The 24611-nt window shown below is 65.4% G+C and carries 23 protein-coding genes; 8 read left to right on the top strand and 15 right to left on the bottom strand.

Going from position 1 to position 24611, the window contains the following annotated elements; translation table 11 throughout:
• Positions 1-11 precede the first annotated feature (11 nt).
• The 5 genes from VOI27_RS02775 to VOI27_RS02795 form a co-directional block, all read right to left on the bottom strand.
• Positions 12-1901: a hypothetical protein gene (locus VOI27_RS02775; RefSeq protein ID WP_323763765.1), complete on the bottom strand. Its 1890-nt coding sequence runs from the start codon at positions 1899-1901 to the stop codon at positions 12-14.
• A 194-nt stretch (positions 1902-2095) separates the two neighbouring features.
• A complete protein-coding gene (gene motA, locus VOI27_RS02780; RefSeq protein WP_323763766.1) occupies positions 2096-2965 on the bottom strand; it encodes a flagellar motor stator protein MotA in 870 nt (289 codons plus the stop codon).
• Between the two features lie 60 nt (positions 2966-3025).
• Positions 3026-3634, bottom strand: a complete 609-nt coding sequence (locus tag VOI27_RS02785) for a hypothetical protein (protein WP_323763767.1) — start codon at positions 3632-3634, stop codon at positions 3026-3028.
• Positions 3635-4009 (bottom strand): hypothetical protein, encoded by a 375-nt coding sequence (locus VOI27_RS02790; RefSeq protein WP_323763768.1) that lies wholly within the window; start codon positions 4007-4009, stop codon positions 3635-3637.
• Positions 4010-4018: 9 nt separating this feature from the next.
• Positions 4019-4519 (bottom strand): flagellar basal body-associated FliL family protein, encoded by a 501-nt coding sequence (locus VOI27_RS02795; RefSeq protein WP_323763769.1) that lies wholly within the window; start codon positions 4517-4519, stop codon positions 4019-4021.
• A 121-nt stretch (positions 4520-4640) separates the two neighbouring features.
• Here VOI27_RS02795 and fliF point away from each other — a divergent pair, with 121 nt between their 5' ends.
• From fliF to fliP, 4 genes are read left to right on the top strand one after another with little or no spacing between them, the layout of a single operon-like run.
• Positions 4641-6278 (top strand): flagellar basal-body MS-ring/collar protein FliF, encoded by a 1638-nt coding sequence (gene fliF / locus VOI27_RS02800; RefSeq protein WP_323763770.1) that lies wholly within the window; start codon positions 4641-4643, stop codon positions 6276-6278.
• Positions 6278-6892, top strand: a complete 615-nt coding sequence (locus tag VOI27_RS02805) for an ABC transporter ATP-binding protein (RefSeq protein ID WP_323763771.1) — start codon at positions 6278-6280, stop codon at positions 6890-6892. The genes fliF and VOI27_RS02805 overlap by 1 nt, the downstream gene beginning before the upstream one ends.
• A complete protein-coding gene (locus tag VOI27_RS02810; protein ID WP_323763772.1) occupies positions 6870-7160 on the top strand; it encodes a FliM/FliN family flagellar motor C-terminal domain-containing protein in 291 nt (96 codons plus the stop codon). Before VOI27_RS02805 ends, VOI27_RS02810 begins: the two co-directional genes overlap by 23 nt.
• Positions 7160-7906, top strand: a complete 747-nt coding sequence (gene fliP / locus VOI27_RS02815; protein WP_323763773.1) for a flagellar type III secretion system pore protein FliP — start codon at positions 7160-7162, stop codon at positions 7904-7906. The genes VOI27_RS02810 and fliP overlap by 1 nt, the downstream gene beginning before the upstream one ends.
• A gap of 171 nt (positions 7907-8077) precedes the next feature.
• Here the strand turns inward: fliP and VOI27_RS02820 are convergent, their stop codons facing one another.
• The 5 genes from VOI27_RS02820 to VOI27_RS02840 form a co-directional block, all read right to left on the bottom strand.
• On the bottom strand, positions 8078-9181 hold the full coding sequence (locus VOI27_RS02820) for a flagellar basal body P-ring protein FlgI (protein WP_416374632.1): 1104 nt from the start codon (positions 9179-9181) through the stop codon (positions 8078-8080).
• Between the two features lie 5 nt (positions 9182-9186).
• Complete coding sequence (locus VOI27_RS02825) at positions 9187-10194, bottom strand: flagellin (RefSeq protein ID WP_323763774.1); 1008 nt, start codon at positions 10192-10194, stop codon at positions 9187-9189.
• Positions 10191-11651: a flagellar hook-associated protein FlgK gene (gene flgK / locus VOI27_RS02830; RefSeq protein ID WP_323763775.1), complete on the bottom strand. Its 1461-nt coding sequence runs from the start codon at positions 11649-11651 to the stop codon at positions 10191-10193. Before flgK ends, VOI27_RS02825 begins: the two co-directional genes overlap by 4 nt.
• A 28-nt stretch (positions 11652-11679) precedes the next feature.
• Positions 11680-12978, bottom strand: a complete 1299-nt coding sequence (locus tag VOI27_RS02835) for a flagellar hook-basal body complex protein (protein ID WP_323763776.1) — start codon at positions 12976-12978, stop codon at positions 11680-11682.
• A gap of 78 nt (positions 12979-13056) precedes the next feature.
• A complete protein-coding gene (locus tag VOI27_RS02840; RefSeq protein ID WP_323763777.1) occupies positions 13057-13908 on the bottom strand; it encodes a flagellar motor protein MotB in 852 nt (283 codons plus the stop codon).
• Positions 13909-14117: 209 nt separating this feature from the next.
• Here VOI27_RS02840 and VOI27_RS02845 point away from each other — a divergent pair, with 209 nt between their 5' ends.
• Together VOI27_RS02845 and VOI27_RS02850 are read left to right on the top strand one after the other, a co-directional pair.
• Positions 14118-16238 carry a YjbH domain-containing protein gene (locus tag VOI27_RS02845; protein ID WP_323763778.1) on the top strand — a complete coding sequence of 707 codons (2121 nt, stop codon included), beginning with the start codon at positions 14118-14120 and terminating at the stop codon, positions 16236-16238.
• 2 nt (positions 16239-16240) lie between these two features.
• The gene (locus tag VOI27_RS02850) at positions 16241-16936 is read left to right on the top strand and encodes a YjbF family lipoprotein (protein ID WP_323763779.1); all 696 of its coding nucleotides are present in this window, start codon (positions 16241-16243) and stop codon (positions 16934-16936) included.
• A gap of 5 nt (positions 16937-16941) precedes the next feature.
• Here the strand turns inward: VOI27_RS02850 and VOI27_RS02855 are convergent, their stop codons facing one another.
• From VOI27_RS02855 to VOI27_RS02865, 3 genes are all read right to left on the bottom strand, one after another.
• Complete coding sequence (locus tag VOI27_RS02855; RefSeq protein WP_323763780.1) at positions 16942-18828, bottom strand: nucleoside-diphosphate sugar epimerase/dehydratase; 1887 nt, start codon at positions 18826-18828, stop codon at positions 16942-16944.
• Positions 18829-18999: 171 nt separating this feature from the next.
• Complete coding sequence (locus VOI27_RS02860; protein ID WP_323763781.1) at positions 19000-19632, bottom strand: sugar transferase; 633 nt, start codon at positions 19630-19632, stop codon at positions 19000-19002.
• Entirely contained in the window at positions 19629-20474 is an 846-nt protein-coding gene (locus tag VOI27_RS02865; RefSeq protein WP_323763782.1) for an NAD(P)-dependent oxidoreductase, read from the bottom strand. The genes VOI27_RS02860 and VOI27_RS02865 overlap by 4 nt, the downstream gene beginning before the upstream one ends.
• Positions 20475-20576: 102 nt before the next feature.
• Here VOI27_RS02865 and VOI27_RS02870 point away from each other — a divergent pair, with 102 nt between their 5' ends.
• Together VOI27_RS02870 and VOI27_RS02875 are read left to right on the top strand one after the other, a co-directional pair.
• Positions 20577-21710: a polysaccharide biosynthesis/export family protein gene (locus VOI27_RS02870; protein WP_323763783.1), complete on the top strand. Its 1134-nt coding sequence runs from the start codon at positions 20577-20579 to the stop codon at positions 21708-21710.
• A 52-nt stretch (positions 21711-21762) separates the two neighbouring features.
• Positions 21763-22983, top strand: coding sequence for an MFS transporter (locus VOI27_RS02875; protein WP_323763784.1), 1221 nt, complete (start codon positions 21763-21765; stop codon positions 22981-22983).
• Here VOI27_RS02875 and VOI27_RS02880 read toward each other — a convergent pair.
• A complete protein-coding gene (locus VOI27_RS02880; RefSeq protein ID WP_323763785.1) occupies positions 22967-23572 on the bottom strand; it encodes a Smr/MutS family protein in 606 nt (201 codons plus the stop codon). The genes VOI27_RS02875 and VOI27_RS02880 overlap by 17 nt on opposite strands.
• A complete protein-coding gene (locus VOI27_RS02885; RefSeq protein WP_416374633.1) occupies positions 23569-24603 on the bottom strand; it encodes a murein transglycosylase A in 1035 nt (344 codons plus the stop codon). Before VOI27_RS02885 ends, VOI27_RS02880 begins: the two co-directional genes overlap by 4 nt.
• Between the last annotated feature and the right edge of the window lie 8 nt (positions 24604-24611).

Genomic DNA, 24611 nt, shown 5'->3' on the forward strand with positions numbered 1-24611 from the left:
CCCGAGATGCGTCATGGGTCGAGCCTCAGCATCGGATCGCCAAGCACTGTGGTCACGGTTTCGGCCAGCGCCGCAGTCGCTTCGGTCAGGGCGCTCGCCCGCTCGAGAGTCAGCCCGGCGCCGTCATCGCTGGCCTCGGGCTCGGCGACCGCGGTCAGCAGCGGTTCCAACGGGTCCGGCTTACCGAGGCCGAGGGCGGTCTGCCTGGCCTCGACGAACTTGCCCGCGCTGAGCAGGGCCGCGTAGCGGGCCTCAGACATGGCCGGATCGTCGGTGTCAGCCTCCTGAAACAGCACCGCGTCGGGAATGCCAACCTCGCCATAGGCCCGCGCGCCCAGCGCTTCGGCCAGTATCGCGCCGTCGAGGGGTTCGCTGTCGGCGATCAGCCTCGCCGCGGCCTCGGGGAAGCGGTTTTTGTACAAACGCGCGGCAACGGCTTGCCGGACTTCGGGCGGCGTTGCAGCGGCCAGCGCGGGCTGGGCCAACGCGATCCGCAGGAAGGTGACGGTATCGGCGCTTTTGGCCAGGCTGCGGAAGAACTGAGCGGTGACGGTGGGTTGCGCCTCAGGGCCGAGCGTGTCCTGCTGCAGGATGGCCAGCGCGGCGGCGAAATTACCCTGCGAAATCAGCGAGAAGGCCTCGGCCTTGCGCAGCATGCCACCGGCCTCGCTGTGACGCTGTTCTTCGGCGTGGCTGGCCACCAGCTGGGCGAGTGGCTCGGGAACGGGCTCTCCGGCGGCGATCTGTCGCTCGACCAGCATGGCGCTGGCTTGGGCGGACTCTTCGCCGTTGGACCTGGCGATCTCGGTGAGAATGGCCTCCTGGTCGGCGGCTTCGTCGGCAAGGCGCACGTCTGCCATGGTCCGGCCCGGCCCGACGCCAGAGCGCTCGAGCGTGCGAGAGATCATGTTGGCCGGGTCCGTCTGTCCCGACTCGATCAGGTTGCCAATCACCCGCGGCCCGATGACCCTGAGCAGGGCGCGCGGCAGGGCTTCGGCCGCGCGGGCAACCTGCCAGGCGTCGTCATCCGACATCGGTCGTCGGGGCGCGGCGAGTATGGGCCAGATCGCATTTTCGTCCGAGCAGTCGCGGTAGGGCTCGAAGATGCTGCGCGGCAGCGTGTCGGGCTCTTCTATCAGCCTCGCAAGTTGCGAGAGAAACATGCGCTCGGGGTCGGGCCCGTCGATCATCGCGAGGATCTGGCGCGCCTCGGCCGCCAGCCCCTGAGACAGGTGCAACTGGGCGAGTTCGACGGCCGCGCGCTGGTCGAGCGAAAGCTGTTCGGTATAAAGCGCGACCGAGAGCCTGGACTTGGCGCTGAAAAAATTTGACTCGCCGCCGAAGGGGCCAAACGGCGCTTCGACCAGGCCCGTGCAGGCGGCAAGGCGTTGACGCGCCGAAGGTCCGGCCGGGTCTCCGGGTCCGGTCTCCGGCACGGCGATGTTTGGCAGGTCAATGTTGGGAAAACCGCTGCCTAGCGTGACCTGGCTGGCCGGACGCGGGGCCTCCGGATCGCCGATATCGAGGACTTGCCGCGTCGTCCGACTGGCCAGCGCTTCTGCGAAATGTGTAACGCTGCTCGTGGAATAGGCTTGCCGCGCGACCAAAGGCGCACGCAGCGAGGCCTGAAGCTCGGCCGGAGGCGCCGGGCGATCCGGTGGAGCGTTGCGTTCGAGGTCAGGCGGGGCACTCGCAGACCCCTCGACACGCGGCTTGACGGCCCCGGCGACCGGGTCAGAGACATCGATCACCAGCAGCCGGGGTTCCTCGAAGAAGGATTTCACCGCGCAATCACAGCCCAGTTCTATGCGCAGCCGGTTTCGCGCTGGTTCGGCAAATCCGGCAACTCGCGTTCTGGGAATGCGGTCGAACACCGTGCTGTGATCGAACCGATGCGCCACCTCTCCGGCCAGGTTCAGCGAAATCGCCCGCCCCACTGTCTCGACAGTCCAAACCGTGCCCTCTGGCAGGAAAGCGACGAGACGGGTGAACTCGGCGTGCTCGCCGGATTTCACCGTCACCGTCGCTGACTGGCCGACGCTGGCGACCAGTGTCAGGAGGGCGATGACCGCGGCCCGTATCACCCGGTCCGGTCTCATGCGGCATCCTGTTTGAGGGATTTCAGGGCTTCCTCGAGATCGTTGAAATCGGGTCGGATGTGCGTGGGGGTGTTCTGTCGGCCCACCTCGATGCAGATATTGGTCGGGTGGGAATGCAGATTGGCCACCAGAACCTCGCGGATCAACTGGTGGAAATGGGCGTCATCCTCGACCACGGTCTTGACCCTGGCGGCAAAGGGTCCGACCAGACCATAGGCCAGGAACACGCCGAGGAAGGTGCCGACAAGAGCACCGCCGATCATCTTGCCCAGCACCTCCGGCGGCTGATCGATCGAGCCCATGGTCTTGATCACCCCGAGCACCGCGGCGACGATACCGAGGGCCGGCAGCCCGTCGGCGATGGTCTGCAGCGCGTGGCTGGAGTGCAGCTTGTGGTGCAGGCTGGCTTCCATCCGCTTTTCCAGAACCTCCTCGACCTGGTGCGGATCGTCGTAGTTCATCGTCGCGGCGCGCAGGGTGTCGCAGATCAGGTCCACCGATTCCTTGTCGCCCTGGATCTTGGGGTATTTCGAGAAGATCGCACTCTCGCCGGGGCCCTCGATATGTTCTTCGAGCGCCACCGGGTTCTGCTTGGCAATGCGAATCAGTTCGAACAGCAGGCAGAGCAGGTCGCGGTAATCCTCCTGCTTCCATTGCGGCCCCTTGAAGACCTTGCCGATGTCCTTGACCGTGTGCTTGGCGCCGGCGCCGTCATTGCCGATCAGAAAGGCTCCGAGCGCCGCGCCGCCGATCATGATCATCTCGAACGGCAGGGATTTCATGATGATGGCCAGCTTGCCACCCGCCAGCAGGTAGCCGCCAAAGACCATGACGAAGACTACTGCAATACCTACGAATCCGATCATCGATTCACCTGTTGTTTGTCTGCTTCCGGAATCGCACGGAATCCTAAAGAAACCGTTCGCTTACTCCTTGGGAACGTCGGCATTGCGCCCGGCCAGCACGACGCTGACCATATAGGCGGTCTGAGGCGTCAGCCCGGTCATGATCCCGGCGGCGGCGTCGGGGCGCATCCGGCCAAGGAAACCGGCGGCAAACTCCGGGTCCATCGTTTCGAAGAGGGCTGCGGCATCCTTGGGTTTCATGTTCTCATAGACCGTGGTCAGGCGGGTGAGATCGGATTCGGCGGCCTCGTCGGCCAGGGCGATGGTCGCCCGCAGCGCCTGTTCAGAGGCTTTCAGCTCGGTCAGTTTCTCGCTGATCCGTGCGTCGGCGACCTGCAGCGCCCGCATGCGCATGGTCATCCGCTCCTCGCGCACGCGCAGACGCTCCTCACGGGTCTCCATCGCCTCGAGCAAGGGAAGCAGGTCGGGATCGCTCTCGCAGGTCTGCGGTTCGACAAGGGGGTCGGGGCCGGGCAGGCTCTGCGCCAGTTCTGCCGGGCTGGCCTCGCGGGCGATTGCAACGCTTGCCTGCATCCCGACCCGCAGCAGCGCCGAGCCGAGCAGAAGCACCGCGATGATCGACAGGGCACCGCGCCCGGGGCGGCGGCCGCGCTTGGGTGTGCGTGGCATCTATTCTGCCCTCCTGCCATCGCGCGGCTGCCGCGCAAAGACCGGTGCCGGCGGCTCCACCTCGGCCTCGGCGCAGGGCGGGTCCGCCTCTGGGATATCATGCATCGAGGCCACCAGGAGCTCGAGCTTGCGAGAGACGGTCTCGGCCCGCCCGGTCAACTCCTCGAGCGACCGGCTGGAGCCGGCGGCGGTGGTCTGCGCGGCCTGCAAGGTACGGGTCAGGTCATCGACCTGCGCCGAGAGCACGGCGACGGCGCCGCCGACGCCAGATTCCAGATCATTGAACCGGCTCAGCCGCCTGGCGAGCACGTAGCAATAGACCCCGGCCCCGAGCGCGCCGGCCACGAGAAGTACATCGGCAATCATTTCAACCATGTCGCCCTCTCAATTGACCACAAATTCCATCACCAGCAGGTTGTTCACTCGCTCATCACCCAGCACCAGCTGGGCCCGGCGCAGCAGGTGCGAGCGAAACCGCAAGAGCGCCGTCGGCTTTTCCAGATCGGCCACTTCGACGGCCCGGAGGTAGCTGTTGAAGACATCGACAACCCGCGGCAGCAAGAGCTCCACATCCGGCTTGGCGGCCGTCGGCACCTCGAGCTGGGCGGTGAAGCGCAGATGCCGGGCGCTGCCGCCTGGCAGCGAAATCACCATTGGCTCGAGCGGCACGAAGGCCACGTCGGGCAAGGCCATAGCCGCCGCCCCGGTCTCCGTGTCGCCGGGCGCCCCGGCACGGACCTCATCGGCGGGCGGGCCGAGGATCATCCCGGAATAGACCGCATAGAACCCCCCACCACCGCCGGCCAGTGCCAGCACCAGGCCGAGGGTCATCGGCAGCTTCGATCTCTTCTTGACCGGTTCGTCTTCGGTTTCCGCGTCAGCCATGGGCCACCTCATTCACGGGTTTCCCAATCTATAACCTCGGAGGAACTAACCGATTGTTAAGGCTGATCGGCGAAACCGGAGAAGCAATGTCGCGTAGAACGCCGACCCGACGGAGGACACCGTGGATCAATTCGCCAAGACCTGGGCCGCGCTGAGCGTGCAAAAAAAGATCGGGGCGCTTGTGGCCGGTCTGGGGATGTTCGCGGCCGTGTTCTTCATGAGTCGCATGGCGGCCACGCCCAACATGGCCCTGCTCTATGCCGGTCTCGAGAACGGCGCGGCGGGTGAGGTTGTGCGCGCGCTGGAACAGCGCGGGCTGGACTACGAGATCCGCGGCGGGTCGATCTTCGTGCCGTCGAATCACCGCGATGAGCTGCGGTTGACTCTGGCCAGCGAAGGGCTGCCGGCCAACAGCACCAAGGGCTACGAGCTGCTCGATCAGCTCAGTGGCTTTGGCACCACGTCACAGATGTTCGATGCCGCCTACTGGCGCGCGAAGGAGGGCGAGCTTGCCCGCACCATCCTGTCGAGCCCCGGTGTCACGGCCGCGCGCGTGCATATCGCCAACGCCTCGACCAACCCGTTCCGCCGGGAGTCGGAAAACTCCGCCTCGGTCTTTATCACCACCGCCAGCGGCGCGCTCTCGCCGCAGCAGGCCAAATCCCTGAAATATCTGGTGTCCTCGGCCGTTCCCGGGCTGGCGCCGGAAAAGGTCGCGGTGATCGACAGCGCCGGCGGCCTGGTCTTGGCCAGCGAGGATGACGCCCCGGCCTCGGTCGGCGATGAACGCGCGATGGCGCTGCGCGAGGCGGTCACCCGGCTGGTCGAGGCCCGGGTGGGCTTCGGCAACGCGGTGGTCGAGGTCAGCGTCGACACGGTGACCGAAAGCGAATCGATCCGCGAGCGCCGGATCGACCCGGACAGCCGCGTTGCCATCAGCACCGACACCGAGGAACGTTCGAACACCGCGCAGGAGGCCGGCGGCGGCGATGTCACCGTCGCCTCCAACCTGCCCGACGGCGAAGGCGCCGGCGGCGGCGAATCGCAGTCACAAGGCAATGAGACGCGCGAGCGGGTGAACTACGAGGTGTCAGAAACCGAACGCGAGGTGATCCGCGAACCGGGCGCGATCAAGCGGCTGACCGTGGCGGTGCTGGTCAATGGCACGCGCGCGCCCGACGAGACCGGCGCCGAGGCCTTCACCCCCCTGCCCGAGACGGAGATCGCGGCGCTGCGCGAACTCGTTGCCTCGGCCGTCGGTTTCGACCAGGCGCGCGGCGACGAAATCACCATCCGCTCCCTCGCCTTCGAGCCGATCTCGGAAATCGGCACCGAAGCCGCACCCGGCATGTTGTCGCAACTGCCGTTCAACATCGCCGCCTTGGTCCAGATGGCGGTGCTCGGGCTGGTGGCGTTGATCCTCGGGCTCTTCGTGCTGCGGCCGATCTTCCGCAATCCGCCGCCGCAGGATGTGCTGTCCCTGCCGCCAAGCGAGGGCGCAGCGCCCGCGCGCAGCGCCGCCGCGGCTGCCGATCCGGGCGCCGGAGCCGCCCTCGACGGTGAGATCGACGATGGCGAGGGCGGCTTCATCACGCTCAATCCAGTCCGGCCGGACCCGGGCGAGGCCGGGGAAATCGCCCGCCAGGACGTGCCGCCGGCCGATCCGGTCGAACGTCTGCGCGGTCTGATCAACGAGCGTCAGGAAGAGACCGTCGAAATCCTGCGCGGCTGGCTTGACGACACCGGGGAGAAGGCCTGATGACCATCGCGCATCTGCTCGAAGATTTCGGCGGCGCCCGGCGCGGCACCCTCGCCGACACCACGATGGACGAAGAAGAGATCGAGACCCGCCGGCTCGCGGCTTTCGAAGAGGGGTATCAGGCTGGCTGGGACGATGCGGTTCAGGCCCATACCAAGGACAAGCTGAGGATCACATCTGATCTCGCGCAGAACCTGCTCGACATGTCATTTACCTACAACGAGGCCTATTCCCATCTCTTTCGCGAACTGCGGCCGCTTCTGGTCGAGATCGTCGACAAGCTTCTGCCACGGATGCTGCGCCGTTCGATCGGGCCGCGGATCGTCGAGGAGCTGCAATCCGCTGCCGCCGACGGGCTGCGTGGCGAGGCGCATATTCTGGTCAATCCCGAAGTCGTGGAAACGGTCGCGGCGCTCGTCGAGCACGATGGTGCTTTTCCGGTGTCGATCCGCGGCGATGCGACCCTGGCCGAGGGTCAGGCGCAGCTTTCGCTGTCAGATCGCGAGATCGAGATCAACCTCGACGAGATGATCGCCGAGATTTCCGCGGCGCTCGACGCCTTCACGCATGATCTTCAGAAGGAAGACCTCGATGAGCGAAAACAAGCCGTTTGACACCGCCAACAGCCCGTTCACCAGCGTGCCGATCGAGATCACGATCTCGGTCGGCAAGGCGCGTCCCACGGTGCGCGATCTGCTTCAACTCGGCCCGGACTCGGTGCTGACACTCGACAAGCGGATCGACGACCCGGTCGAGCTTTACGTCGGCACCCGGCTGATTGCCCGCGGAGAGCTGGTCGAGGCCGGTGACGAGGCACCCGGCCAGCTTGCCGTGCGGCTCACCGAGGTCGCCGATCTCCGGGACAACCTGGATCAGGGCTGATGGCGCTTCGCAGATCGGCCCTGCTCGGCCCGGTGCTGCTTGGCACCCTCCTCGCGGCCGGCGGTACCGCCGAAGCGCAGGATCTCTCGCTCGATTTCGGTGACGGAGACTCGCTCACGCTGCGTTCGGTCCAGCTGATCCTGGTGATCACGGTGCTGAGCCTCGCGCCCGGCATCGCCATCACCGTCACCTGTTTTCCCTTCATCGTCACCGTCCTGTCGATCCTGCGTCAGGCCCTTGGCCTGCAGCAGGCGCCGCCGAACATGCTGATCATCACCCTGGCGCTCTTTCTGACCTATTACGTCATGGACCCGGTCTTTACCCTCGCCTGGCAACAGGGCATCGCGCCCATGATCGAAGAATCTTTGCCGCTTGAGGAAGGGTTCGAACGCACGCTGGCGCCCTTCCGTGATTTCATGGCCGCGCGGCTCGACCCGGAGACTTTTGATGCCCTGGCCGCGCTGCGTGCCGATGTCGCGGCCGATCAGGTCTCGCCCGATGCGCCGCTGAGCGTCCTGATCCCGAGCTTCCTGCTGTCAGAGGTCTCGCGCGCCTTCCAGATCGGCTTTCTGATCTTTCTGCCCTTCCTGATCATCGATCTGGTGGTCGCCGCAATTCTCATGTCGATGGGCATGATGATGGTGCCGCCGGCGATCGTCTCCCTGCCCTTCAAGCTTGCCTTTTTCGTGGTGGCGGACGGCTGGGCACTGGTCACCAGCAGCCTTGTCAGGGGCTATCTTGGCTGATCGCCTGCATCACGCATCGGGCTGCAGATCACTTAGATGCCGGTGTCAGCAACATCCCACCAACTACAGACCCTCGAGACTGATCGTCGTCGCGCATCAACGCTTGGTCCGGCGTCCATCCGCGCCGAACCGTTGTGAGCCTTCCTGGCCCACATGTGCTGCTCCGCCCGACTACCGGACAACGAACTCCGCGTGCAGCGCTCCAGCAGCCTTGATCGCCTTGAGGATATCGATCATGTCGCGGGGCGCCACGCCCAGCGCATTGAGGCCCGCCACCACTTCAGACAGCGAGGTGCCGTCGGGCACCTCGGCGAGGTTGATGCCCGGCTCTTCCTCGAGCTCGGCTCTTGTGCGCGGCACGATGACCGTTTCGCCTTCGGCAAAGGGATTGGGTTGCACCGCGACCGGCGCCTCCTCGATCCGCAACGTCAGGTTTCCCTGTGACACCGCGACCCGCGAGATGCGCACGTCCTCGCCCATGACAATGGTGCCGGAGCGTTGATCGACAACGACCCGCGCCTTGCGTTCCGGTTCGACCAGAATATTCTCGATCCGGCCCAGGGCATGAGCCGGAGACGCCATGCGGGTGGCTATGATATCAAGCCGCACGGTACCGGAATCGAGCATCAGCGCCACCGGTCGACCGAATGCCCGGTTGATCGCCGCCTCGATCCGGCCGGCGGTGGTGAAATCCGGTTCGCGCAGGGCGAGCCTGAGGATTTCCAGCGATGTCAGATCGAAGTCCACCTCGCGCTCGATACGTGCGCCCGCGGGAATGACGCCGGCGGTCGGCACGCCGAAGGTGACTTGCCCGGCATCGCCTTCGGCTTTTGCCCCACCGGAAATAACTGTCCCTTGGGCGACGGCATAGATCTCGCCGTCAGCGGCATTCAAGGGTGTCATGATCAGGGTCCCGCCGAGCAGGCTCTTGGCGTCGCCGATTGCCGAGACGGTCACATCGATCATGCCGCCGGACCGAGCAAAGGGCGGCAGGGTGGCGGTGACAAAGACGGCCGCGACGTTCTTGGGGCGAAACTGTTCGCCGGTCACGTTCACACCCAGACGCTCGAGGATATTACTCATGATCTCTTCGGTGAACGGTGCGTTGCGCAACCCGTCGCCGGAGCCGTCGAGGCCCACCACCAGCCCGTAGCCGACGAGGTCATTGCCGCGCACACCGTCGAATTCGACCAGGTCCTTGATGCGGATCGGATTGGCGGCAGCGGTCAGTGGCGCGAACAGGGCAATCATCAAGAGAAGACAGCGAAGCAGCATGGAGATCACCTCATGTAATCCAGCAGGCTCATGCGAGACGCGCGCACGGTGACGGCATAGAGTGTCTCGATCTGCGTCTGGACCAGTTCGAACCGTGTTGCGGCCTCGTATTGATCGGCCGACAGCAAGGTGTTGCGTGACATTTCCAGCGCAAGGCCCGCGGCCTCGTTGCGCACCTTGCTGTCCTCGATCCGCGACTGGACGATGCCGAGACCAGCGATGACCCCGGTCAGGTCAGGCTGCAGCGCAATCAGCTCGGTGCCGGCCGAGATGACCATGCTTTCGCGAAGGTCGTCGGCAAACCCGAGGCTCACGTCGGCAGCAAGCGCGGCCTTGGCAGTGGCTTTCAGCGCATCGCGAAAGACCTGGTCGTCGGCGCGAAGGCTCAAACCCAGGCGGAGGTCTTCGGACAGTTGCAACGGCGTGCCATCCTCGGTGTCTCCCTCGTACCCGTCGGCTTCGAACCCGCCGCCGCTGTCGAACCAGGTGTCGAGTGCCGCTTGCACACCCGTCAGCGTGACCTCGCCGGAGAGCACGCCCCGCAGGGCGGTCAGCATGTCCTCTGGCGGAGCCAGCGCGGCAGACCCATAGGCGGCGCCGGCGAACAGGGATCGCCCGGCCGCCCGGGTGTTGAGATGGCTGACCAGAGCGGTAAACGCCTGTTCGGCATCGAAGGAGGCCGTAGTCACCGCAATGGTCGATCCACCCTGCCCGGCAAGCACCAGGCCGGTCGATAGATCGGAGGTGACCGCCTGCACCGCGCCGAGGGCAGTCTGCATCGCAGTCGTCAGGGTCTCGCTCTCGGCGATCGCGAAGCCGTAACCCTGCTGCATGGACAGGCTGCGTTCGATATCGCCGAGATGGGCGTAATCGCCGCGCAGGTGGCTGCGGGTGTCGGCCACCCTCCCGGTTGTGAGCTCGGTCTGCAGGCGCGCGGTCTCGGAGGTCAGATGGGTCTGGCGCTGGCGCAGCATGTAGCTTTGCGAGAGGTCGCCAATCGTGGTCAGGTTCATCGGCCGATCCCCAGCAATACATCGATCATTTCATCAACGGTGCGGAGCACCTGCGCATTGGCCGCATAGGCCTTTTCGATCTGCATGAGCTTCTGAAGCTCGGTGTCGGAATCGACGCCGGTGCGCAGCTTCTGCTCGGTGAGCTCATTGCTGCGGGCCGCGGCGAAGCTCAGACGATCCTCGTTGCGGGTCAGGTCAGCGCCGACCCCGGACAGCAACGTCGAGGTCAGCGAGGCGAGGGTGTCGGTTAAACCGGATCTGCTGCCGGAGGCGATGGTCTCGGCCTCGGCCAGCCGGTCGATCATCGACAGCAGCAGGCGGCCGTCGCCGGGACTGCCCTTGCCGGCCGCATAAAGCCCGTCGCGCAGGCGCCAGCTGGCCCCGCCGCCTTCGGGATCGACCTGTGCATTCAGGGCAATGCGGCGGGACAGGCCGGTTTCGTTGACCGGGTCGAAGGCCAGACCGCCATCGGTGAACAGCCCCGGATCGCCGCTGCCGATACTGGGATCAAAGCCGCTGTCCTGGAACCGATCGACCAGGTTGCGCGCCAGAGCGGCGACCTCGGTCTGATAGCCGGTGAGGGTCTCGTCACGCAGTTCGAACAGCGCGGCGAGGCTGCCGCCGGCGACCCGGCTGGTGGCGCCGGAGGCGTGGATGTCGAACCCGTCGATGCCCAGCCCCGAAAGGCCGCCATTCTCGAGGGTCCTGAATTCGGTCACCATGTTGGTGGCGGTGAACTCGATCTCGGCAGCCCTGCCGTCGAGCAGGACGGCCCCGGAAGTCGTGACCAGCGCGACGGCACTTCTGTCACGCGACAGGACCCGCAGGGGGACGACTTCGGAGACCCGGTCGATCGTCTCCTGGCGGATGTCCTGCAGCGCCTGGGCGTTCTCGCCATTGGCCACGGCGCTGACGATCCGGCTGTTGAGTTCGGCGATGTCTGACAGATGACTGTTGAGGGTCTCTACCGTCTTGCCGATCTGGCCGTCGATCTCGGTGCGCAGCGCCTGCAGCTTGTCCGAGGTGCCGCGCAGGGCCCCGGCAACGTCACCGGCGGCCGAGACCGCGGCGTCGAGCCGGATGCCTTGGTCGGGGCGCGCCGCTGCCGAGACCAGAGAGGTCTCGAAACGGGTCATCAGGTCGGCGAGCGCGCCGGGCGTATCCGGCGTGCCGAAGACCTGCTCGACACGGGCGAGGTAACTGTTGGCCGTGCCCAGCTCGGCCGTGCTGGCCTGGGCCCGGCGCCATTCGCTCAGCAGCGTCGGGTTGACCGAGCGGGTGACCCCCACCACCTCGACCCCGCCGGCGGTGCCCGTCGCCCGGGCGGCGATCTCGAGATTGCGCGTGGCGTAACTCTCGTTGGTGGCATTGGCCAGGTTGGAGGCGACCAGCTCGGCCGCCAGCGACGAGGCACGCAACCCCGACAGGGCGTTGGATATGGATCCTGAAAAGGACATGGCTCACCTCGGTTCCGGCTGTCTCGCCTCAGCGTTTGATATTGGTGGTTTCCTGCAGCATCTCGTCGACGGTCTGGATCAACTTGGCGTTCGACGAATAGGCCCGCTGGGTCTGGATCATCGAGGTCAGCTCGGCCGCCACATCGGTGGTGGATTCCTCGCGCGAGAAGGATTTGATGTCGCCGGTCGGGCCTTCGCCGGAGTCCCAGAGGAAGAAGGCACCGCTTTCCTTCGAGGGGCGGTAGGTCTGCTGGTCCAGCGCCTCGAGCCCGTTCGGATTGGGCAGGTCGACCAGCGGGATCTGGTAGATCCGCTTGGTCACGCCGCTGTCGAAGCGGGCAAAGACATTCCCGGTCTCGTCGACCTCGACCGAGGTCATGTTGCCGACGGTCGATCCGTCCTTGTTGATCGAAATCGGGGCAAAGCTGTCGGAAAGCTGCGAGAGGCCCTGGGTATCGCCGACCGCTCCGATGTTCACGGTGATCGGGCCGCCGTCGGCTGCGACCACCATGTCGCCAGAGGCAGGATCATAGGTCCCGCCCGAGACGGTTGTGACCGAGGCGATGGTGCCGCCGCTGGTGCGGCTGTCGTCGAACGTCAGGACATATTCGCCCACGACCGCCCCGCCGGAGGCGGAATCGGTCATTACCAGGGTCCATTCATTCGACGATCCGGTGGCCGCCACCGTCGGCGTGAAGGTCATCGACAGGCTCTGCGAGGTGCCGAGATTGTCGAAATACTCGACCGACAGGTTGTAGGGGTCGCCCGAGGAGCCCGCCGCCGTATCGGTGGCCGGCAGGTTCAGCCGGGTGTCGATCGAGGTGGTCGGATCGCCGATCAGGTTGAGCGAGAACTGCACCGGTTCGAGCCCGTCCGAGGTATCGCGCGAGAACGGCGGGATCGAGCCGTCGAGCGCCGCCGGCCAGCCCATCAGGATCATCCCGGTGGAGGTGCTGAGATAGCCCTGTTCGTCGACCCGGAACGAGCCGGTGGTGGCCAGCAGCATCTCCGGATCGGAGGTACCGGCCCGCACCTCAGACGCCGGCGTCACCGGCAACATGCCGCGACCGCGCACCGCAAGATCGGTGGGGTTCGCCGTGCTGACCAGCGAACCGCTCTGGTCGATGAGCCGCTGGGTCACCGTCTGCACCCCGCCGGCGGTATAGGACCTGCCGGAATCGCTCAGCACCAGGGACTGGAAATCCGCCTCGACCCGCTTGTAGCCGTAAGTCGAGGAATTGGCGATATTGTCCGAGATGGTGGCCAGGCGGTTGGCATTCGCCGCCAGCCCGGCCACACCGGCATTGAGGGAAGAGGAAATCGTCATGGACACGCCTTTCTGCTGCATCGGGGTGATGCAACAGATAGACTCGGTGGCCTTAACAGCGCGCTAACAGCTAAAATCCTACAGGCTTTGCTGCCTCAGAAAGATCACCTCGAGCCGGCTGTTGCGCAGCGCCAGCGGATTGTCATCGGCAAGCTCGCGGTCGGCATGGCCGGTCACCCGCGCCACATCGCGTGGAGGCAGGCCCTCGAGCTCGAGCATGCCGCGGAACACCTGCGCCCGTTGCACCGACCGGTCCCACGACACGTTGCGCCGCACCACGATCGGACTGGTCGGCACATGGCCCTCGATGGCCAGCGGGTTGTCCACCGTGCGGGCCGCCTCGGTCAGGGCATCGGCCAGCACCGCCAGCACCTCGGTCGGATTGCCAAGATCATCAAACAGCCGGCTGTCGGCCAGTTCGAAGAGCTCGAGCACAAGCCCCTCGTCGGTGGTCTTCATCACCACGTGTTTCAGCGCGTTCTCGGCCACCATGCTTTCGCCACCGCGGCCATAGAGCGCCTCCTTGATGGTGTTGACCTGCTCTGCAAACCGCTTGCCCTCGCCCTCCTCGCCGGAGATATCTGTGCCGGTGTCGCCGCGGGCCTTGTCGCCATTGGTCGGATGCTTGCTCGAGGCGCCGGTGCCGTTCTGCGGCAGGGTCTCTTCCGAAAACACGCTGTCGCCGCCAAAGGCACCGCTGCCGCCGCCCGACACACGGTTGATCGGAATGGTCGGCGCGAAGTAATCCGCCAACCCCTTGCGTTGTTTCTCTGTTGTCGCGTTCAACAGCCACATCAAAAGGAAAAACGCCATCATCGCGGTCACGAAGTCCGCGTAAGCGACCTTCCAGGCACCACCATGGTGCCCGTCGCCCTTGACAACTTTTTTCCGTTTGATGATGACCGGCGCGACGTTTCCGTCAGCACTCATGGTCTCACCACCCTATTTCACCCAAGGAAAGGGATAGAAGATCAGCTCTTACCGCTGACTTAACAGCTACAATTCGCGGTGTTTCCGCCCCGCGTTGACGGATCGTTCATATTTTACCACAGGGCCCGGGCAATCGCTCGCGGTGTCATGGACTTGCCGGAGTTTGCCGCCTATCACTGTGGTCAAGACTATAGGGACGGGGCGATTTCATGCCGAATACGTTGACAGCCACCCTGCGGGGCAGCGTCGCCGCGACACTGGCGGGCCTGACCGTGCTGGCCGCGCCGACCGCCATCGCCGAGGGCATTCCATCCTACAACCTCTACGGCCTGCCCGGCCTGATCGACATGCCGACCGCCCGGGTCGCACCCGACGCGACGATCTCGACGACGCTCGGCGGCGGCGGCACCCAGGCCAGGGCCACCCTGAGCTTTCAGATCACGCCGCGGCTGTCGGGCTCGTTCCGCTATTCGCGGATCTCGGATTTCAGTGCCCGCGGCGCCGTCGACGGCGTGTTCTACGACCGCAGCTTCGACCTGCGCTATCAGGTGCTGCAAGAGGGCGACTACCTGCCCGACATCACGATCGGTCTGCAGGATTTCATCGGCACCGGCCTCTATGGCGGCGAGTACCTGGTGGCGACCAAGGAGGTCCTTCCGGGGCTCGACGTCACCGGCGGCATCGGCTGGGGGCGGCTGGGGTCGCGCAATCCCTTTGCAACTCTCGGCGACCGGCCCGAGGAACTGCTGGGCGAAGGCGGACTTCCAACCTATGACCGCTGGTTCCGCGGCGATGCCGCGGGCTTCGGCGGGCTGAGCTACGCGGTGAGCGAGCGGCTGGCCTTTTCGGCGGAATACAGCTCCGATACCTATGCGGCAGAGCGCACCCGGGGCGAGCATGACGACGACTCGCCCTGGAATTTCGGCATCGACTACCGGCTCGCCAGTGGCGGCCAGCTGTCGCTCTATCACCTCTACGGCAATACTATCGGCGTGCAGTTCAGCGCGCATATCAACCCGAAGACCTCGGCCGTTCCCGGCGGTGGCGAGAGCGCACCGGTGCCGGTGGCGCCGCGCGCGCCCGGCGCGGCCAGCGATCTTGGCTGGGTGACCGCGGGCACCGGCAGCTATCGCAGCTCGCTCGAGACCGCGATGACCAACGACGGGCTGGTGCTCGAGGGGATGACGCTGGAGCCGCGCCGCGCCGTGGTGCGGCTGCGCAACCCGCGCTATGGCCAGGTGCCGCAGGCCATTGGCCGCACCGCCCGCGCCATGACCCGCGTCCTGCCCGCCTCGATCGAAACCTTCGTGATCGTGCCGGTTGTCAACGGCATGGCGCTTTCGGCGGTGACGCTGCAGCGCTCGGACCTCGAGGCGCTTGAGCATCGCGACAATGCCGAGATGTTGGCCCGCGCCGCGATCACCGACGGGTTCGGACGCGCGCCCTCGGCGTTTGACGACGAGTATCCGCGCTTTGGCTGGGCGATCGCGCCCTATGCGCAATACTCGGTCTTCGACCCGGAAAGCCCGCTGCGCGCCGATTTCGGCATCCGCGCCAAGGCCAGCTATCGGCCCACCCCCAACCTGGTGCTCTCGGGCTCGCTCACCAAGCGACTGTCCGGCAACCTGTCGGACATCGACCGCAAGGATGACGACGCCCTGCCGCTGGTGCGGACGGAAAAGGCCCGCTACGCCAAGGAAGGCGACCCGGCGATCGAAACCCTCACATTGGCCCATTACGGTCGCGTGGCACCCAATGTCTACAGCCGCGTCACCGCCGGCTATCTCGAGGAGATGTACGCCGGCGTTTCTGGCGAGCTGTTGTGGAAACCGGTCGACAGCCGCTTGGCACTGGGCGCCGAGGTCAATTACGTCAAGCCGCGCGACTTCGACCAGATGCTCGGCCTGCGCTCCTCCGAGACCCGCACCGGCACCATCCCTGACGTCAACGGCCATGTCTCGGCCTATTACGACTTCGGCAACGGCTTTCACGGTCAGCTTGATGTCGGCAGCTACCTCGCCGGCGATCTCGGCGCCACGGTCGCTCTCGACCGCGAATTCGTGAACGGCTGGCGGGTCGGCGCCTATGCCACCGTGACCAACACCAAGTTCGAGGACTTCGGCGAAGGCTCCTTCGACAAGGGCATCCGGATCACCATCCCGCTGGGCGCGGTCTCGGGCCAGCCCTCGACGGAGCGCAGCGAATTCGCAATCCAGTCGCTGACCCGCGATGGCGGCGCGCGGCTGAATGTCGACGGGCGGCTGTATGAAGAGGTGCGCAGTTACCACCAGCCCGAGATGGCCAAGAGCTGGGGCAAGTTCTGGAGATGAGCGTGACACAGGTGCAACGGCGGACCGGCCGCTTCGGTCTTGGCAAGCTTCTGGCGCTGGGCTGCGCCACCCTTCTCGCGGCCTGTTCCGGTGGCGAGAACCTGAGCAGCGACGCCGGTTCTCTGGTCAGGGACACCTTTGCCAACCGGCTGAGCGGCAGGGGAAATTCCGGACCAGCGCGGGTCACGCCCGAACAGGCGCAACAGGCCGCGGCGCAAAGCACGCAGCCGCTGGTGCTGATCGATTTCCCGCGCGTCGGCTCGAACGCGCTGATCCTCAAGATCGCGCAAAACGGTCCGGTCACCACTTTTGCCACCGCCTCGCGGCAGACGGTCTCGCTGGAAAACGGGCTTGCCCGCGGCAGCCGTGGTCTTGGCGGCGACCTGATGTCGGCGAGCTTTGGCAACCTGCCCAGCCTGATCGCCAACCGCCGCAGCGGCACGATCCGGCGCGAGATGCGGTTCCTTGATGGCGAGGACATCACCGTCCGCTTCCAGTTCACCTGCGAGGTTCAGGTCGACGGCCCCTCTCCCGTGGTCAAGGGCACCACGGCGATGATCGAGACCTGCAAGGAAGACGGCACCTGGTTCGTCTTCAACAACAAGTACGCGGTCGACGGCCGCGGCCGCGTTGTCGCCTCGGAACAATGGTTCGGCAACCGGCTCGGCATGGCCAACCTGAAACACCTGCGGTTCTGATCCGCTCAGCCGGTCACGAGGCTTTCGCCAGCGGCCGGCTTGCGGGACTTGCCGTCGCTTTCGACCCAGCGGTTGGCGATCTCGGTCGCGGCCTTGATGTCATGCGCGTCGATCGCGCGGCGCACCTCCTGCAGCACATTCGCCATTTCCAGCTCTGACAGGTGGGTTTCCTGCGCCCGCAGGATCTTGGGGTGCGGCGTGGTGAGCATGTCGGTGCCGATCAGCAGCTCCTCGCACAGCTTCTCGCCCTGACGCAGGCCGGTGAACAGGATCTCGATATCGCCCTGCGGGTTGGCGGCATCGCGCACCGTATAGCCAGCGTTCTCGATCATCTTGCGCGCCACCTCCCAGATCGAGATCGGCTTGCCCATGTCGAGCACGAAGACATCACCGCCGCGGGCAAAGGACCCGGCCAGCAGCACCAGCCGCACCGCTTCACTGACGGTCATGAAATAGCGCGTCACGTCGGTATGGGTCACCGTCACCGGGCCGCCATTGGCGATCTGGTCCTCAAACAGCGGGATCACTGAACCGGAAGAGCCCAGCACATTGCCAAAGCGGACCATCGAATACATCGTGCCGGTCGCGCGGGTCGCCATGTCCTGCACCAGCATCTCGGCCAGCCGCTTGGACACGCCCAGCATGCTCTTGGGCCGCACCGCCTTGTCGGAAGAAATCAGGATAAACCGCTCGGCGCCGTGACGACGGGCGGCATCGGCCACCACCTTGGTGCCCAGCACGTTGTTGCGCAGCCCTTCGATGGTGTTGAGCTCGAGCAGCGGCAGATGCTTGTAGGCGGCGGCATGCAGCACCACGTCGATCCGGTTCTCGGCAAAGACCTGATTGACGAGCCCCGGCTCGCAGATCGAGCCCAGCACCGGCACGATCTCGACATCGTTCTGAAAGGTGTTGAGCTTGCGCTGGATCTTGTAGAGCAGCAGTTCCGAGTGATCGAGCAGGATGAGCTTGGACGGCTGGCACATGGCGATCTGCCGGCTGAGTTCAGAGCCGATCGACCCCCCTGCCCCGGTCACCAGAACGCATTTGCCCTCATAGGCATCGCTCACCCCGGGCAGTTCGGCCTCGAGATGGTTGCGGCCCAGCAGCTTGGAGAAATCCAGCGGCTTGGTCACGGTCCGGTTGCCCTGGTCAAGCAGCATCTGCGCAAAGGACGGCATGATGTGAACTTCGCAGGCCAGATGGCTCAACCGACGGGCAATCCGCGCCTTGTCGGCCTCGCTGGCGCCCGGCATGGCCAGAACGATCCGGTCGATTCGCAGTGTCTCGACCAGTGATTCGACCTTGTTCGGAGAATAAACCTTGAACCCCGAGACGGTCATGCCGTGGGTTCCGGGGTTGTCGTCGATGAACCCGCGCAGCTGCAATTCGATGTCGGTGAAGAGCGCCGAGGCCAGTTGCTGACCGGTTCGGCCGGCGCCGTAAATCAGCACCCGTTTCAGCGCCTTGCCCCGCAGATAGACCCGCACCACCAGTTCACGCAACAACAGCCGCAGACCGGCCGAGGTGATCAGCAGGATCATAGATGCGATCACAAAGAGCTGAATCGAGATGTAGGTGCCGATGGCAATGCTGGTGGCGACGCCGGAAAGCCCCACCATCAGTGCCATGAATCCGGACTGTAAAACCCCCTTGAGCTCATAGGTGATGAGCTTTTTTCGGTGCAATCCTAGGTAAAGTATGACCGCCAACCCCACCGGAAGCATCACCGCGAGATAGGGAAGACTGCCGCGCAGAACCTGCGCCGTAGGCATCTGGCCGATCAAGAGAGAGTTGGCCCCGACAAAGGAAAAGACGATGAGCGACAGGTCGAAGCAGGCAATAATGAAACCCTTCTGGCCCCGGCTCATTCGAACCAAAAGACTGTACAGCATCAAATATCCCCCAGGAAAATTCTGTCGTCGTAATTCTTTACAGCAGGTTCCGCACCAGCCTGTCGTTAGCATGAAAACCCTGACAGGATATAACCTTGATTGCTTTCGCGCCAGTCCGACAGTTCGCGCCCCCCTCTCGGAACCCGATTAGCGGATTCCTGCCGGCCCCGGTCAGCCCCGGCGGGGCCGGCCCTGATGCAGGCTGATCCGTCGAAACACCGTTGCGAACATCAACCTCAGGTCGAAACAGACGCTCTGCCTGCGGGCATAGATAATGTCGAGCCGGGCTTTCTGCGGTACGCACCGCCGCGAATAGGCCGCATCGGTTTCGTCCGACGTCGCGCAATTGGCGAGGATGCGTTCCTCGTGGCCATGATAGACCAGCGTCGCCAGCCCGGTGATGCCCGGGCGCGATTGCAGCACCTTTCCATAGAGCGCGGGAAAGCGCTCGACATACATCCGCAGCGGCGGGCGCGGACCGACAAAGCTCAGGTCGCCCTTGAGCACGTTGAAAAGCTGCGGCAGTTCGTCGAGCCGCTTGGCCCGCAGAACGCGGCCGATCGGGGTGATGCGCCGAGACTTGTCGCCGCCGGAAACACCGGAATCCCGGTCCGAATTGGTCATCGTGCGGAACTTGAACAGCCGGAACGGCTCGGCCGGGCTTTTCATCCGCTCAGAGACATAAAGCACCGGTCGCCCGTCCTGCAGCAGGATGGCGACTGCCACGCCGAGGATCAGCGGGCTGAGCACGATCAGCAGGAACAGCGCGCTGAGCAGATCGAGAAGACGTTTCTGAGGGGTCATGGATGCTGCCCTATGCGGCGCCATTCGCCGACGATCTCGCCGGCGTCGGTGCTTGGCGGGCTCAGATCGACCAGCGAGGTCAGCCGCGCCACGTCGAGCGCCATCACCGGCAGCGCCCCCTGCGGTGCCGGGCGCCATTCAAGGCCGCATCCGGTGGCACGCACCAGCTCTTCCATCGCCACCGGCGCGATGCCCGCGACATTGAGGATCTCGGGCAGATCGCGCACCGGCAGCCGCACCAGCGCATCGACCACATGCGCGAAAGTGGCCAGTTGCAGATAGCTGCGCACCGGGCCGCGACCGTCAGGAAAGCGGATCAGGGTCACCGACGGGGTGTCGGCGATGATCGACAGCAACCCGTCGGCCCCGGCGACATTGCCGATCCGAAGGCAGACGGCGCGCGGCACCGCGCCCTTCAGCGCCCGTTCCATCCGCAGCTTGGCAGCGCCATAGGCGTTGCGCGGCGCGCATTCCCCCGTTTCGCTGATCGGCAACAGCGACGGCGCATAGACCGCCGAGGACGAGGCATGCAGCACCCGGTCTGCGCCGCAGGCCCTGGCGATGCGCTGCGCCTCATGAGCCAGCGATATATTGCCGTTGAGCGCCTCGACACCCCCAGATACTGCGCCCCAGAGCGCAAGAACCGCATTGCACTGTGGCAATAAGTCAACATCGCCACCAACTTCGAACACCTGGTCGACCCCCGGCACCATCCGTCGGGAGACCCAGAAAAACTCCGTGTTCTCAAGAGGTTGAGCCTCGATCTGGCGCCTGAGCAAGCGCGCCACACGGCCGGTAGCTCCGAGGACGAGGACTTTTTTCTTCTGCTTGTGGCCAGACACGTTGGCGAACCGCCGATTTTATTGGATTCACAGACTGTTTATCACCCTAAACTGTCGCTAGAAAGCTGACGAAACAAGCGTCGATGTCCGGGGGAAGTCTACGTGCCTAAGCTCATGCGCCATTTCATCATTGCATTGGTTCTCGGCCTTGCCGCCTGTGGCCCGCTGCCGCGCGGCGCTGCGCTTGAACGCGAAGTCACCAAACACGCCCGATCCGAGAACGCACCTTTCGATCTGGTTCCAGTCACCCGGGTCAATGCCGCGCTGATCTCGAAATGGCCGGTCACCGGCTGGAGCGGCAGCTTCCACTGGATCGCCGCCAGCCGGGGCCCGCAAAGCCAGGTGCTGCGCCCGGGCGACCAGGTCAACATCCAGATCTGGGACAGCCAGGTCAATTCGCTGATCACCCAGGCCGGTTCGAACATCGCGGCGATGGACGGGCTGGTGGTCTCGCCCAGCGGATCGCTGTTCATTCCCTACGTCGGCGACGTGGTGGTCAACGGGCTTACCGCCGATGGTGCCCGCGCCCGGATTCAAAGCTCGCTGGTGTCCATCGCCCCTGACGCCCAGGTGCAGCTGACGGCCGCGCCCGGTGTGGCCCATGCGGTCAGCGTGGTCGGCGGCGTCGCCAGCCCGGGCAACTATCCCCTGCCCGGCCGCAACACCTCGATCCTCAGCATGCTGGCCACCGCCGGCGGCATCTCTCCGACGCTGCGCAACCCGATCGTCACGCTCAACCGTGGCGCTGCCAACTATTCGATCCCCGCCAAGGAGCTCTTTGACAGCCCCGCCAAGAACACCCGCCTGCACGGCAATGACAAGGTCATCGTGCAGCAGGACGAGCGCGCCTTCAGCGCGCTTGGCGCCTCAGGCTCGGAAGAGTTGATCTATTTCCCCAAGGAATACGTCACGGCGCTTGAAGCGGTGTCGTTGATGGGCGGCATCGACGATCAGCGCGCCAACCCCAAGGGCGTGCTGATCCTGCGCGAATACGCGGCACGTCACGTGGTGCTCGAACCGGCGAACGGGCCAAAAAGACAACATGTTATCTTTTCGCTCGATCTGACCACCGCCGACGGCTTGTTCGCGGCGCGGAATTTCCTGATAAACCCCAACGACACCGTTCTGGCCACTGAATCGCCTGTCGTTGCCATCCGCACCGTGCTGTCGCTCTTTGGCACGGCGCTCGGGACGGCCTCCGACATCGCCACGACCAGCCAGGCGCTGTCGCAATAGCCATATCGCACCGGCTCCCGCACGGGTCCCCGTGCGGCAAGGAGCCATCGCAGTGCGTGAACGATCATTCCTGGTGCAAAACGCGCCCTGGCTGGCGGCCGGGGCGCTGCTGGCCTTTCTGTCGAGCTTTGGACAGACCTTCTTCATCTCAGTCTTCGCCGGCGAGATCCGCGCCGAATACGGGCTGTCGCACGGCGCCTGGGGCGGGATCTATTCGCTGGGCACCACGCTTTCGGCGGCGGTCATGGTCTGGGCCGGCGGGCTGACCGACCGGTTCCGCGCCAGGGTGCTGGGCTCGGGCGTGCTGATCCTGCTGGCGCTGGCCTGCCTGTCGATGGCGTTTTCCACCGTCTGGCTGCTGCCGCTGGTGATCTTTGCCCTGCGGCTGACCGGCCAGGGAATGACAAGCCATATCTCGGCGGTCGCCATGGCGCGCTGGTTCGTGGCAACACGAGGCCGGGCGCTGTCGATCGCGGCGCTGGGCTTCTCCTTTGGCGAGGCGCTGCTGCCGATCGCCTTCGTGACCCTGCTCGGGGTGTTTGACTGGCGGATGCTCTGGGTGGCGGCGGCGATGATCGCGGCCGCCGGCGTGCCACTGCTGCTGGTGCTCTTGCGCACCGAACGCACGCCGCAAAGCCATGCCGAAACCGACCGCTCCACCGGCATGCATGCCCGGCAATGGACCCGTGCCGAGGCGCTGCGCCACCGATTGTTCTGGTTCATGATCCCGGCGCTGCTCGGGCCGCCGGCCTTCAACACCGCCTTCTTCTTCCAGCAAGTGCATTACGCCGAGATCAAGGGCTGGGCGCATCTCGATCTGGTGGCGCTGTTCCCGATCTATACCGCGATCTCGGTCGGCGCGATGATCGTCTCGGGCTGGCTGCTCGACCGGCTGGGCACCGCGCGGCTGATGCCATTCTACCAGATACCGATGGTCGCGGCTTTCATCTGCTTCGCCTATGCCACCAGCCCGGCGACGGCGCTCTTTGGCTTCTTCTTCATGGCGTTGACCACCGGCGGCAACAACACGCTGCCCAATGCCTTCTGGGCCGAGTTCTACGGCACCGCGCATCTGGGATCGATCAAGGCGATGGCCGCGGCGGTGATGGTTCTGGGCTCGGCGCTGGGGCCGGGGCTGACCGGGGTGCTGATCGACGCCGGCGTCGGGATCGAGACGCAATACCTGGGTGTGGCCGTCTACTTTGTCTTTGCCAGCGCGATGATGGCGGTGGGCGTGGTGCAGGCGCGTGGCAGCCTCAGCGCCGCCGCCTGAGATAGACGTAATAGGCGCCGCCACCGCCGTGGCGGATATGCGCCTCGCTGATCTGCAGCACCAGTGGCCCCAGCGGCGTCATCCGCAACCATTGCGGCACCTGGTGGCGCAGAACGCCGCGGCGCTGCGGGATCGGGCCCTCGTCGGGGCGGCTCTTGCCCTTGCCGGTGATCACCAGCACCAGCCGCATCTCGCGGGCCGAGGCCCGCTGGATGAAACCCACCAGCGCCGGATGCGCCCGGTCGAGCGTCATGCCGTGCAGGTCGATCCGCGCCTCTGGCACAAGCTTGCCGCGCTTGAGCCGGGTAAAGGCCTTCTTGTCCATCGCCACCGGATCGCGCGCCAGCGAGGCCGAGATCGACGGCGCCAGCGTGTGGCCCGGGGCCGGAGATTTCGCCCTCTGACCGATCTGAAACGGCGAGATCTCGGGCGGCCGCTCGGGAGGGGCCTTGTTCTTCGCCGGATCGGGTTTCTGCGGCGCTGGTCGGGTGCTGTCCATGCCGCGCGCCTTGTCGAGCGGCGTGGCCGAGCGCGCCACCTGACCCCAGAGTTCCGCTTCCTCAGGCCGCAGCTTGCGCTTGCGGGTCATTGCACCGATTCCGGCAGCAGGGCATAGGCCCGCTGGATCGGCATCAGCACCAGCATCCGCCCCGGATCCCGCAACCGCCCGGCCTTGCGCCCCGCATCATCGCCGGTGCCGACGAAAATGTCCGCCCGTTGCGCGCCCTTGATTGCCGATCCGGTATCCTGCGCGATCATCAGCCGCCTCAGCGGCCCCTTGCCGTCCTTCTCGATCCAGACCGGCGAGCCCAGTCGGACGATATCCGGATCGACCGCGACCGAGCGCATCGGCGTGATCGAGCGATTCATCGCGCCCAAGGGACCGAGGTGCGCCGGCACCTCGGAGACCTCGCGGAAAAACACGTAGGAGGGGTTGTGAAACAGCAGCTCTTCGCCATCGGCCGGGTTGCGCCGCACCCAATTCTTGATCACCTGCGCCGAGACCTGATGCGGCTGATAGACACCGCGGCGCACCAGCTCCTGACCGACCGAGCGATATTCATGACCGTTCTTGCCGGCATAGCCCACCCGAACCACCGTGCCGTCATTCATCCGGATACGCCCAGATCCCTGAATTTGCAGGAAAAACAGCTCCACCGGGTCATCGACCCAGGCGATCTCGAGACCGCGGCCGTCCATCACGCCAGAGGTCAGGATCTCGCGCCGGCTCAGCCAGGGGCGGTTGCTCGCCTCGCCCGGCATCCGGTAGACCGGCCAGCGGAACCGCCCGCCGGGATAGCGCGCGCCTTCCAGCTCGGGCTCGAAATAGCCGGTAAAGAGCATTTCCTCGCCGTCTTCCATCAGTACCGGCCGGAACATCAGCTCGAAAAACGCGCGGCCGTCGTCCATGTCATGCGCCAGCGCGCAGAGCGCCTTCCAGTCCGGGCCGCGCATGTCGATGCAGGTGTTGCGAAACACCTGCAGGGCCGCGTCATGGTCGTCCGTCTCCCAGCCATCGAGCTGGTCGAAGGAGAGAACCTGATAGGAGATCTCGGAAGAGGCCGGGGTGCTGCCCATGGTCAGGCCGATCAGGCCAAGGAGAGACAGCAACCTCCGCATGGCACCGG

This window comes from Marinovum sp., assembly GCF_034669705.1.
In the GTDB taxonomy this organism is placed as follows: Bacteria; Pseudomonadota; Alphaproteobacteria; order Rhodobacterales; family Rhodobacteraceae; genus Marinovum.